General features: G+C 41.1%; 9 protein-coding genes, 1 pseudogene and 1 other annotated feature. Of the genes and pseudogenes, 1 reads left to right on the forward strand and 9 read right to left on the reverse strand.

All coding sequences use genetic code 11. The annotated features are described in order from the left end of the window. Positions 1–48 precede the first annotated feature (48 nt). From JCM19043_RS06125 to zapA, 6 genes and pseudogenes are all read right to left on the reverse strand, one after another. Positions 49–1746, reverse strand: a complete 1698-nt coding sequence (locus tag JCM19043_RS06125) for a hypothetical protein (RefSeq protein ID WP_089855188.1) — start codon at positions 1744–1746, stop codon at positions 49–51. Positions 1747–1870: 124 nt separating this feature from the next. Continuing rightward, the gene (gene trxA, locus JCM19043_RS06130; RefSeq protein ID WP_062320908.1) at positions 1871–2185 is read right to left on the reverse strand and encodes a thioredoxin; all 315 of its coding nucleotides are present in this window, start codon (positions 2183–2185) and stop codon (positions 1871–1873) included. 94 nt (positions 2186–2279) lie between these two features. Continuing rightward, positions 2280–4622: an endonuclease MutS2 gene (locus JCM19043_RS06135; RefSeq protein ID WP_062320910.1), complete on the reverse strand. Its 2343-nt coding sequence runs from the start codon at positions 4620–4622 to the stop codon at positions 2280–2282. 9 nt (positions 4623–4631) lie between these two features. Next, positions 4632–6364, reverse strand: a pseudogene (gene polX / locus JCM19043_RS06140) (DNA polymerase/3'-5' exonuclease PolX). Between the two features lie 67 nt (positions 6365–6431). Beyond that, positions 6432–6956, reverse strand: a complete 525-nt coding sequence (locus tag JCM19043_RS06145) for a CvpA family protein (protein ID WP_062320911.1) — start codon at positions 6954–6956, stop codon at positions 6432–6434. 7 nt (positions 6957–6963) lie between these two features. Next, positions 6964–7224 carry a cell division protein ZapA gene (gene zapA, locus JCM19043_RS06150; protein WP_062320913.1) on the reverse strand — a complete coding sequence of 87 codons (261 nt, stop codon included), beginning with the start codon at positions 7222–7224 and terminating at the stop codon, positions 6964–6966. 122 nt (positions 7225–7346) lie between these two features. On the opposite strand from zapA, the gene rnhC reads away from it, so the two are divergent. After that, positions 7347–8276 carry a ribonuclease HIII gene (rnhC, locus tag JCM19043_RS06155; protein WP_062320915.1) on the forward strand — a complete coding sequence of 310 codons (930 nt, stop codon included), beginning with the start codon at positions 7347–7349 and terminating at the stop codon, positions 8274–8276. Positions 8277–8305: 29 nt separating this feature from the next. On the opposite strand, the gene pheT is transcribed toward rnhC, so the two are convergent. The 3 genes from pheT to JCM19043_RS18705 all read right to left on the reverse strand — a co-directional run bounded on the left by pheT (position 8306) and on the right by JCM19043_RS18705 (position 12697). Then, positions 8306–10732: a phenylalanine--tRNA ligase subunit beta gene (pheT, locus tag JCM19043_RS06160; protein WP_062320918.1), complete on the reverse strand. Its 2427-nt coding sequence runs from the start codon at positions 10730–10732 to the stop codon at positions 8306–8308. A 19-nt stretch (positions 10733–10751) separates the two neighbouring features. Next, a complete protein-coding gene (pheS, locus tag JCM19043_RS06165; RefSeq protein WP_062320920.1) occupies positions 10752–11786 on the reverse strand; it encodes a phenylalanine--tRNA ligase subunit alpha in 1035 nt (344 codons plus the stop codon). A 55-nt stretch (positions 11787–11841) separates the two neighbouring features. Next, positions 11842–12085, reverse strand: a binding site (T-box leader). A gap of 141 nt (positions 12086–12226) precedes the next feature. After that, positions 12227–12697, reverse strand: coding sequence for a TrmH family RNA methyltransferase (locus JCM19043_RS18705; protein ID WP_369813787.1), 471 nt, complete (start codon positions 12695–12697; stop codon positions 12227–12229). Between the last annotated feature and the right edge of the window lies 1 nt (position 12698).

The raw sequence follows: 12698 nt of genomic DNA on the forward strand, positions 1-12698 counted from the left end.
CCCACGATTGTGAGCGTGCCTCTTTTATCGATGAATCTTGATCATGTATTATTCTTCTGCATTCTCATCAGATGATGATTCATTCGTTTCGGTATCGTCTGATGCTTTCGTTCCATCTGGTTCTGAGCCAGTCGATTCCTCTTCTGCTGCTGGTTGTTCCAAGAGTTCAAAGACACGAAATTCTAACTCTTCATTGACGGCCCCTTGGATTTCTGAACCTACACCGACAAATGGTAACAGATCACTAAGTGAGATATCTGCTTTATAAATCGCACCATCAATCATAAAGTAATACACGGTATTGCCTTCGACAACCACTTGGGCAATCTCTTCAACGCGTCCCGTTAATTCAGTTAATTCCTCGTCTGTTTCAATATCTTCTACAATACTGTCTGTATCAGTATCACCTGTCACTTGTCTAATTAAACCATCCACAGTTTCGGCGGTTTTAACTTTTTGGTAATCAACCGCATCCACTAAGGCATATGAACGGACAAGGCCTGAATCGTCTTTTAAAGATGAAATATAATAAGGTTTATTTTCAAGACTAATGAGCAGCGGGAAGGTTGAGGTAAAGCGCATTTGTTGCAAGCTACCTTCAGCTGATTCCATCGCAGAGAATTCATCTGCCGATGTAACGGGATAATATGATGCTTCTTTCGTGCGTAAATTAACCAAGTAAAAACCAATATTTGATGCGTCACGATTGACACTCGTCACGCCGGTATATAAATAAACATCGTCTTGCATCGGAATGTAGTTATAGCCGTTGGTGGTTTGTGTCACCCCTTGTTTTTGAAAGACACTGTTCCAAAAACCATTAACATACAACCCTCGGTAATTCAGTTGTTGAATAATAAGCTCGGCGGCATAAATCCGATCCACCCAATCCGGCATGTCTTGTAATGAATAGGCAGCCGTCTCACCTGTGACCGCATCAAGCACAATGACACCGTTCGGCTCTTGTTGGGTAAAGAGAAACTTATTTTCATATGTTGTTGCAATATAGTGTGGGTGTCCCTCATCGTCTACTTCAAATGATGGGGTTTGAAACATCTTGGTTGGATAGTTAAAGCGTAAGTACCGCTTCACATTACGATTAAATAACTCAGCATCGGAATATTTAATGCCATCTTCTACATCTTCAACTGTGACTTCACCTGAAACCATATCAACCGTTAAGTAATTCGGCAAGCCTTCTTCACGGTTGTTTAGCCACTGCATAAAGCCGGCATATTCCAGTGGGGTTACCCGGTACGGTTCATTCGCAATATTGATTTGCGTATACGTTTCTGCGGGTACAAATTGGGAGACAAGCACTGTTAAAGAGCCAATTCGACGGTCTCCTAAACGTTTAGCTGTATCACGGTCAAGCATCGGAATTTGATCCGTCGATAATGTTGGAAACTCTGTTTCAAAATCTTTTTCCTCTACTTCAATTAAAGCAGCATAGTCTTTCGCACGAAAGACTGGTCCATTAAATAATTGTAATATAAAACTAATCCCAATAAAAATCAGCACAAAACCAAAGGCATAATATTTTTTACTTAACTTTCTAAGGGCTTGTGGAGAAAAAACTGAATCAACTAAAATTTCAATAAACATAGCAACTAAGACTATCACAGCCAGGTAACTTCTAAAACCTGGCGACTGGATATTGAGTGGCGGAAGGACAAGATAATAACTGATCCCGATACCAAGTAAAAACAAGGCATACAGCATTATTTTAGCACGTGATTTTTTCATAAATGTGAGACTCCTTTTTTGAACATGATATGTAAAATGTTACTTATTTAGCATAGCACACGCGCGAATTAAAAACAAAAATAACCGTAAAAAAAAAAGGAGCCGCTCGGCTCCTTTTTTCATCTTATGCGTGGTGGTTGATACGTGCTTCTAATGCTTCTTTTGGTTGGAAACCAACAACTTGATCAACAACTTCGCCGTCTTTAAAGAATAGCAATGTTGGGATACTCATAACGCCGTATTGACCTGCGGTTTGTTGATTTTCATCAACGTTTAATTTTGCGATCGTTACTTTATCTGACATGTCATCAGACAGTTCTTCTAAAACAGGTCCGATCATTTTACAAGGCCCACACCATGGTGCCCAGAAGTCTACTAATACTAAACCTTTAGATGTTTGTTCTTTAAACGATTGATCTGTTACTTTTACAGTTGCCATTATATAATTCCTCCTAAAAAAATGTTCTCAATGATATCTACAATGCCAAGTATACCACCCAGGGGTTTTTTTTTGGCTAGCGTTCTGCTCACACTTACTTGAACTCAAAAATCGTGACGCCACTACCGCCTTCTTGCGCACTTCCAGCGGTCGCTGATTTAATATGACGATGACGTTTGGCAAATTCTTGCACACCTTTTCTTAAAGCACCGGTGCCTTTACCATGAATAATCGTCACCCGTGGATAACCTTGAAGTAAGGCATCATCAATATATTTTTCTAGTTGTTGCAGTGCATCTTCATAACGCTCTCCGCGTAAGTCTAGCTCTGGCTTTGTATCAGAGCCTTTATTTTTAACAGTTGCGACCGGACGCGTGACCGTTTCTTTTTTCGGTTGTAATTTTTCAAGCTGATTTTTCTTTACTTTCATTTTCATCATACCGACTTGTACTTGAAATTCTTTATTCGAAATCTTTTCAACAATCGTCCCGTTTTGATTGAGCGTGACTAAGTGAACATCATCCCCAACTTCTAACGTTTCATCTTTCACTTTCTTGTCCACTTGTTTTTGTTGCTTCTTCGTTAATGATGGTTTAGCTTCATCAAATAATTTACGTGCTTCAATCCATTCGTGTTCCTTTAATTCGTGCTGGGATTTCATCTCACGGATCGTTTGAACAACCGCTTCCGCTTCCGCGCGTGCTTTTTCAACCGCCTTTTCTGCTTTTTGTTCTGCTTTTTCAAGTAACCGGTCACGTTCTTGTTCAAATTCCTGCCACTTGCGTTCTAAGTCACGTTTTAGCTCAGCCGCTTCCTCGACATAAGCTTCTGCCTTTAAGTAATCATCTTCTGCTTGACGTCTTGCGGTATCAAGTGAAGCAATCATGTGATCCACACTCTTCGTATCTGTGCCAATCAACTCTTTTGCTGCGAGTATAAGTGACTCATCCAGTCCAAGACGACGAGAAATATCAAACGCATTACTACGACCTGGTACACCAATCAATAACCGGTAGGTTGGTCGTAATGTTTCAACGTTAAATTCCACCGAGGCGTTAATGACGCCGTCACGGTTATACCCATACGCCTTTAATTCAGGGTAGTGCGTTGTCGCAATGACGCGTGCTTGTTTTTTTACGACTTCATCTAAAATCGCCATCGCTAGCGCTGCCCCTTCTTGTGGGTCTGTGCCTGCCCCTAACTCATCAAATAACACTAACGTCTTGTCGTTAATATGCGCGAGAATATCAACGATATTCGTCATGTGTGATGAAAACGTACTTAAACTTTGTTCAATGGACTGCTCATCACCAATATCAGCAAAGACGTCTTCAAACACCGCGAGTTCACAGCCATCTTGGGCTGGTACTTGCAAGCCTGATTGGGCCATTAAGGTGAGTAAACCGACAAGTTTTAATGTGACCGTCTTACCACCGGTGTTCGGCCCGGTAATGACAATCGCATGATAATCTTCACCTAAGGTGATATCATTGGCGACCACTTCTTCATCCGTTAAGAGTGGATGACGGGCTTGTTTCATCTCGATAAAGCCACGATCATTCATTTTTGGCATCGCCGCATGCATTGCTTGTGATAATTTACCACGCGCAAAGATAAGATCTAAAGCACTTAACACGTCAATATTATGTCTTAAAGCGACGTGTTCTTCTGCGATTTTCAGTGACAATTCTTTTAAGATTTTCTCAATTTCGATTTGTTCTTTTGCTTTTGCTTCTGACAATTGATTATTCACATCAACCACGGCTTGTGGCTCCATAAATAATGTTTGGCCTGAGGCTGATTGGTCATGGACAATCCCACCGATGGCTTGACGATATTCTTGCTTGACAGGAAGCACATAACGGTCATTACGAATCGTCACAATCGCATCAGATAGCATATTCGACTTTGTTCGGGTCAACGCCTCTAAACGTTCTCTGATACGTGATTCACTCGTTCTAATTTTTGAACGAATCTGACGTAAGGCATCTGATGCCGCATCCATCACATGACCATGTTCATCAATACATGACTTAATTTCTCGCTCAAGCGGAGATAACGGCTCAAGTTCTTCCGTTAACGCACGAATAAGCGGCGCCTCAGGTTCTTCCATCTGATCCATGAAGCGTTTAATATTTTTCGTTCCATATAAAGTACTCTGCACTTGTAGACACTCAGCGGCACTCAAAATCCCGCCGATTTCTGCCCGCTTTACACTCGGACGAATATCACTAATCCCGCCAAAGGGTAGCGTTTGATTCAGCCGCAATACTTGGACAGCTTGATCGGTTTCTGCTTGTAAGTTTAAAACCGTCTCCAGGTCTGTCTTTGGCTTCGTTTGCTTGGCAAGTGTTTTACCAAGTGATGTATCTGCTTTGTCTATTAATCGATCAATAATTTTATTAAACTCTAATACACGATATATTCTTTCATTCATCGAATCACCTTATTCTTGTTTTTTCTTCCAGTATGCTTGTAGTTCTTCTAATGACCACGTATTGACGATCGATTCTTTTGTTAACCAGCCACTCTAGCGACACCGACGCCTTCTTTCATAAACTCAAGCGTCTCTTTACTATGAGCATCCGTATTGATCGTGATCTTCACACCTTGTTCTTGACACACGTTAATCCATTCACTATTTAAATCAAATCGTTTTGGATTAGCATTGAGCTCTAAGATGGTATGTGTCTCTTTCGCTTTTTGAATCAGTTGTTCCATATTTACTTTATACCCGTCTCGCTTACCGATCAGGCGTCCCGTTGGGTGAGCAATATGTTTTACGTAAGGATTCTCCATGGCGTTAAACAGACGCGTCATGATCTCTGCTTCTGTTTGGCTAAATGATGAGTGAATCGCCCCAATCACATAATCAAGTTCTTGTAAAAAATCATCATCAAAGTCAAGCGTGCCGTCCGGTAAAATATCCATCTCAACACCGGCTAAAATCGTGAGTTCTGGAAAGCGTTTTCTCAAGCGTTCAATCTCTTCGCGTTGCTCTCTTAACCGGATTTCATTTAAACCGTTCGCTACCCGTAAGAATTTTGAGTGATCAGTGATCGCTATATACTCGTAACCTTTGTCACTCGCAAATCTAGCCATTTCTTCAATCGACTGGGCCCCATCACTCCAAGTCGTGTGCATGTGTAAGTCGCCTTTTATATCTTCAAGTGTGACTAACGGATGAGTTTTTTTATAAGTCTCAATCTCGCCTTTCGCTTCTCGAACCTCAGGCGGAATCTCATGTAAGTCGAAATGTTGGAAGAAAGCTTTTTCTGAATCAAAGGTTACAACCTCACCTGTTTCAACATTTTCCACACCGTATTCACTGATTTTTTCCCCGCGCGCTTTGGCGAGTTGACGCATCATGACGTTATGATCCTTTGAACCCGTGAAGTGATGCAATGTCGTCGCAAAAGCTTTATTCTCAACCATACGAAAATCAACACTCACATCATATTTGTCTTCAATCACAACGGACACCTTCGTGTCACCACTTGCGATCACTTCTTTCACACCCGCTAACTCTAGCAACTGTTCTTTAACAACCTCTGGTTGTTCCGTTGCGATAATAAAATCTAAGTCTTTCACTGTCTCACGCATCCGGCGCATACTGCCAGCGATACTAAACCGTTTGACACCGTCCATTGACCCAAGGGCTGTTTCAATGTTTTGACGTACCCCGCGTACCGCATCAAAGGGTAAGCGTTCTGGTTGGGCGTTTAAGTTCAACAAACCCGCTAAGATTTTTTCTTCTGATTTTTTACCAAAGCCTTTTAAGTCAGCGACCTTGTGGGTTTCACATGCTGCCTGTAAATCAGCTATATTCTCAATCTTAAGCTCTTGATACAATTTGGCAAGCTTTTTACCACCAAGACCTTGAATATCGAGTAACGGAATTAAACCTTCTGGGACTTCTTGTTTTAAAAGGGTAAGTGTTTCTGATTCACCATTAGTTAAGTATTCCGTGATCACGCCTTGCGTACCTTTACCAATCCCTTTAATCGATGACCAGTCATCAATCTCACTTAGGGCTCGAGTATCCGTTTCAAGTGCTTGGGCTGCTTTGCGATAAGCAGAAATCTTAAATGGATTTTCTCCCTTTAACTCTAAGTAAATCGCAATCTCCTCAAGTAAATGAATAATATCTTTTTTATTAATCGCATCTGTATTCTTCATCACAATCTCCTCCTATTCGTAAGGAAAGACCCTTGCACAAAATACAAGGGTCTGTCATGTTCATCCATTAAAACCATAAATCCATGATCTGGTTTGAAAAGATCGGTGTCTGTTCAATCATAAACCGAGCAACATTTGATTCGGCAATGATGGCTTGTATTTGTTCTACTGGTAACAACGATAAAACAAAAACAATAATAAACAACACTAAGTACTGTTCGAAAAAGCCAAATACGGCCCCAAGTCCTTTATTCACGATATTAAGTAGTGGGAGTTCCGCAACGAAGTCAAGCATCGCCGTGATAATTGATAAAATAATTTTCGTCACAAAAAACAAGACAACAAAAGCAATCATATAGTAATAAGCTGCCTCCAAGTTAAACGTTGCTTCAAAGAAAGCCCACGTATCTCCTTCGAGTGGCGGATAAGGAATATACATCTCTAGCATGTCCCCAAACGATTTATAAAAACGCGAAGCAACGATAAACGCTATAAAGAAGCTAACGAAATGAAAGACTTGGACGATCAGACCTCGTTTCATTCCACGTAAAATACCAAAAATCAGTAACAACATTAAGATTAAATCCATCATTTTAGTTTTAGTCCTCTTTCTTATTCAATTTTTGTTCAAGGGCATCATAAGCCTCTTTTAACTTTAAGTAATCATTCATTGTATTCACGGCTGTTAACACAGCTAACCGTGTTGTATCTAAGCTTTTATTCGCTTGATAAATTTCACGCATTTTATCATCAACCACACTTGCGACCATGCGCATATGATGAATGTCTTCATCACCGACAAGTGTATAATTTTTACCATATATATCGACGTTGGCACGTGTTTTTTTCGCCTGGGTCACCTGTATACCCCCTTTAATAAAATCCTAATATTAATCTTAACATGAAGTGTGTGATTTAGGAAACTATTCTATCCCTATTTTCTCTGATATAATGACACCATACCAATGAAAGAGGAGTGCTTATGGGACATATTATCCTTCACGTATCTGATGATACACTAAAAGACATGACCAATGACTATCAACCTTATCAAACGAAGACACCGCAGCATGCGGTATTTCAAGCAAAGAAAAACGGTGTCACGATTACCGCCTATCGCTCAAAAAAAGTGATGTTTCAAGGGCAGAACCCTGAGTTAGAAGCCGATCGCTGGCAGTCAACAAAGACGCAAGCTTCAACGAAAAAGACAGTCAATCAACACGACTACATGCCTGATGAGTCACTGTATGGGCAAAACACGATTGGATCTGATGAGACCGGTACAGGTGATTACTTCGGGCCGATGACTGTATGTAGTTGTTATGTTACAAAAGACCAGATTGCTTTGCTGAAAGAACTCGGCGTGAAAGACTCTAAAAATTTGAACGATGAGACCATTCAGACATTAGCCAAAACGATTTTACAATTAGAGATTCCCTATTCCCTTGTGATTTTACATAATGAAAAATATAATCGCCTGCAGAAAAAAGGCTGGTCACAAGGCAAGATGAAAACGATGTTGCATCATACCGCCATCACGAAATTGCTTAAAAAAATAACGCCTATAAAACCTGACGGGATTATTATTGATCAATTTGCAACACCGAATGTCTACATCAAGCATTTACAATCTGAACGAAAAACATTACCTGTCGGTACGTACTTTGTCACAAAAGCAGAATCCCACGCGATCAGTGTGGCGTGCGCGTCGATTTTAGCACGCTACAGCTTTGTGAAAGAGATGGATAAACTAAGTAAAAAAGCCGGCTTCACGTTACCTAAAGGCGCTTCTAGTAAGGTTGACCAAGCCGCCAGTTATCTCGTTAAAAAACAAGGCTATGATAGCCTTAATCATTTTGCGAAAACTCACTTTAAAAACACAGAAAAAATAGCGGCTTACTTAAGAAAATAAGCCGCTATTTTTCTTAATAACTTTTATTTTTACGCGCGTAAAACAGCACCGTGTGTTGATTTGACTGCGGCTAATACTTTTTCGTAACTTGCTTCTACTTCGTCATCCGTTAATGTACGAGACGGGTCTAAGTAGCGTAAGTTAAACGCGAGTGACTTCTTACCAACTGGTAAATGCTCACCTTGATACACATCAAACACATGTAAGCTGTAAAGGTGTTCACCAGCCGCTTGTTTAATCGTCGCTAACACATCACCACTTGGCACCATCTCATCCATGACTAAGGCAATGTCACGTGACATTGACGGAAAACGTGGAATGTGATTAAAGTTCGGTTCAAGGTCCACATGGTCATACAGATACTCTAAATCTAAATCAAAGACATACACTGCTTTTAAATCATATGACTTGGCTAGCGTTGGGTGGACTTGACCGATAAACCCAATCGATTGATCGTTGTGATACACTTCTGCCGTTCGACCTGGATGCATACCATCAATCTCCGCTTGACGGAAGGTAACGTCAAGGCCTAAGCGATCAACCAATGTTTCTACAATCCCTTTGGCTACATAGAAATCAACCGCTTTATGTTCTTGTTGGAATGGGTGTGTCAGCCATTGACCGTTTAGAATACCCGCTAAGCGGTTTAATTCTTTTGGTTGTTTCGTGATTTCTTTTTCATCAGAAACAAATACGGTTCCGACTTCATAAAGGGCAAGATCTTTTTCTTTACGTGCTTGGTTATAACTCGCGACAGCTAATAGTTCGGGTAATAAGCTTAAACGTAATGTCGAGTGTTCTTCACTCATCGGCATCGCTAAGCGTACCGGGCTAACAGCTTGCGTTTTAATATCAGGTGCAACAAGGGTGGTGGCCCGTTCTGTTGTCGTTAGTGAATAAGTAATGGCTTCAGACAGACCAGCCCCTTCCATCACCTGTTTAATAAAGCGTTTTAAGGCTTGACGTTCGGTTAATTTACCAGCAAATTGGCCACCTTCTGGTAACGTATAATCTAAATGATCATACCCATAAATTCTTGCGACTTCTTCTAACATATCTTCAAAGATGGTAATGTCTTGACGACGTGTCGGTACGTGGACCGTGAAGGTTGACTTATCTTGATCATAAGTAAATTGTAATTTATCTAAAATGATCGCAATGTCTTGATCTGTGATGGTCGTACCTAGACGGTCATTGATACGTTCTGTCGTGATGACCACATCTTTTTCACTGTAATCAAGCGCATCATATTCACTTACCCCTACGCAGATTTTGGCGTCGGCATATTTTTCAAGTAAATGTAGCGCACGATATCCGGCACGCTTGACACGATTAGGATCCACGCCTTTTTCGAACCGGGTACTTGACTCACTACGTAAGCCGTGATCTTTCACTGCTTGACGTACACGTTTACCATCAAAGTAAGCCGCTTCAAGTAAGACCGTTGTTGTCGTCGCACTCACCTCTGATTCAAAACCACCCATCACACCCGCAAGAGCCTGCGGTGCTTGTCCGTTCGTGATGACTAAGTGCTGATCACTTAACGTACGGGTTTCTTCATCAAGTGTGACAAATGTTTTATTGTCTGCTGCACGTCTCACAACAATCTGATCTGATCCGAATTTATCCAAGTCAAATGCATGTAAAGGTTGACCATATTCAAGTAGCACATAATTTGTGATATCAACAACATTATTAATTGGACGAATGCCTGCTGCCATCAAGTAATTACGCATCCATAGTGGCGCTGATTTAATCGTCACATTTTTTGCGACAAAGGCCCCGTAGTAAGGGTTATCATCTGTCGCTTCAACTTTTACTGAAACGCGTTCGGTCGCTTGTTCATCTGTCGTCGTATACGTCTCATCTGGCAGGATCACTTCTTCATTTAAAATCGCTGCCACTTCATAAGCAACCCCAAGCATACTTAGGGCATCTGAGCGGTTAGGTGTTAAACCTAATTCTAAAATCGCATCATCCAAATTTAAGTACTCTGTCACGTCACGTCCTACTTGGACTGACTCGGTAAAGACAAAAATACCGTCCGCTAAGTCTTTTGGCACATATTGTTCCTTGATGCCAAGTTCTTGCAAGGAACAAATCATACCGTTAGACTCTACCCCGCGTAGTTTTGCTTGTTTAATTTTAAAGTTACCTGGAAGAACGGCACCAACTTTAGCAACAACCACATGTTGTCCCTCTGCTACGTTGGGGGCACCACAGACGATTTGGAGAACCTCATCACCGACATTAACCTTCGTGACATTTAATTTATCCGCATCAGGATGCTTCTGACATGATTCAACATAACCAACAACAACATGGTCTAATTGTTCTGAAACATATTCAATACCTTCTACCTCAATACCTGTTTTTGTAATCTTATCTGCGAGTGATTCAGGTGTTTCCCTACCTAAATCGACATATTGTTTTAACCAATTTAATGATACTAACACAGCTTTTCCTCCTCGTTCATTATGCTTGATGATATTGCGCTAAGAATCGTTGATCGTTTGTGTAGAAGTGACGAATATCATCAACGCCATACTTCAACATCGCAATCCGCTCTGGTCCCATACCAAACGCAAAGCCACTATAAATCTCAGGGTCATAACCTGCCATCTTTAGCACGTCTGGGTGAACCATGCCTCCACCTAAGATTTCAATCCAGCCTGTCTGTTTACATACAGAACAACCTTTTCCGTGACAGACTTTACATGAAATATCCATCTCAACCGATGGTTCAGTGAACGGGAAGAAACTTGGACGCAAACGAATCTCACGTTCTTCTCCGAAGAATTGTTTCGCAAATTGATTGAGGACACCTTTTAAATCACTCATGCGCACATTCTTATCGACATAAAGGCCTTCGACTTGCGTGAACTGGTGGGAGTGTGTGGCATCATCGGTATCACGACGGTACACTTTCCCAGGACAAATCATTTTTACGGGTTTATTGCCTTTATATTCCCCCATTGTTCGCGCTTGTACAGGTGACGTGTGCGTGCGCATCAATAATTCTTCTGTTACGTAAAAAGAATCTTGCATGTCACGTGCGGGATGATCTTTTGGTAAATTCAGTGCCTCAAAGTTATAATAATCTGTTTCAACTTCAGGCCCTTCTTTTACTTCAAAGCCCATCCCGATAAATAAGTCTTCAATCTCTGTCACAATCGATGTCAATAAATGTGGACCACCAAGCGTAACAGGACGACCTGGTAACGTCACATCAATCGCTTCTGCTTTTAATTGTTCATTGAGTGCTTCCTCTTCAAATACCTGTTTCTTTGCTTCGAGCGCTTCGGTAATGGCGGCTCTCACTGTGTTAGCCAATTCACCAACAACAGGACGCTCCTCAGCGGAAAGTTTCCCCATGCCTCGTAATACTTCTGTGATGGGCCCTTTTTTCCCTAAATAGCCAACACGCACAGCTTCAAGTGCTTTTAAATCGTCTGCTTCATTAATTTTTGTGAGTGCTTCTTCTCTTAATGCTTGTAATTTGTCTTGCATCTTTATATCCTCCCTTTCATCGTTTCCTTTTTTGACAATATAAAAAGCCCCTCCAAAAAGGGACGAGGCTATCAGTCGCGGTACCACCCTTGTTGATAAAGTTCACACTTTACCCACTTTTATTTGTTAACGAACGGTGTTGTCCGGTATCATTTTACTTTTAATCGCTTAAAAAGGTCCCATGAACAGCTCCCGAGTGAATTCAGTTCTACGCTTCACGTGTTTTGCTTCCAGTCTAGACAAAACATCCCTCATCATGAAGCCGTGTAAAACTTACTTGGCTCGTTCTTCGCTTTTTATATCGTCATGATTAATTTTCATACATATACTCTTTAGTATAGTGAAAAAACCGTGGGCTTGCAATGGTTGAAATGAAAATTCAGCCTTTCTTTAACACTTTTCTAAAAAATAACTAGAAATCATGAGGGCATTTAACATTATCACTGAAAATAATACAATAAAATTCCAGCGGCCACGCCGACATTTAAGGATTCAGCACGACCATTAATTGAAATTTTCACCTTCAGATCGCTTAGTTCTTGTATGTCTGATGCAACTCCACTGCCCTCATTACCGACAATCACTGCACAACTGTCCGGAACTGTCACTTCCTCAAGTGGCACGGCTTCTTCTAAGGTCGATGCGATGAGACGAACGCCACGAGCTTGTAAGTCAGGAAGCAGCGTTTGTAAATCGGCCTTTACTACTGGTAAATGAAAGAGTGATCCTTGGGTTGCTCTAATCACTTTATCGTTAAATAGATCAACTGTCCCTTTCCCTAATATAACGCCGTCATAATTAAAAGCGTCAGCTGTGCGAATCATCGTCCCTACATTTCCAGGGTCTTGCACGTTATCTAACACGAGTATTTTTTTAAATTGATCGGTTTGATAAGTTCTTATGTTCACCACC

The organism is Halolactibacillus sp. JCM 19043 (genome assembly GCF_001310395.1).
Classification (GTDB): Bacteria; Bacillota; Bacilli; order Bacillales; family Amphibacillaceae; genus Halolactibacillus; species Halolactibacillus miurensis.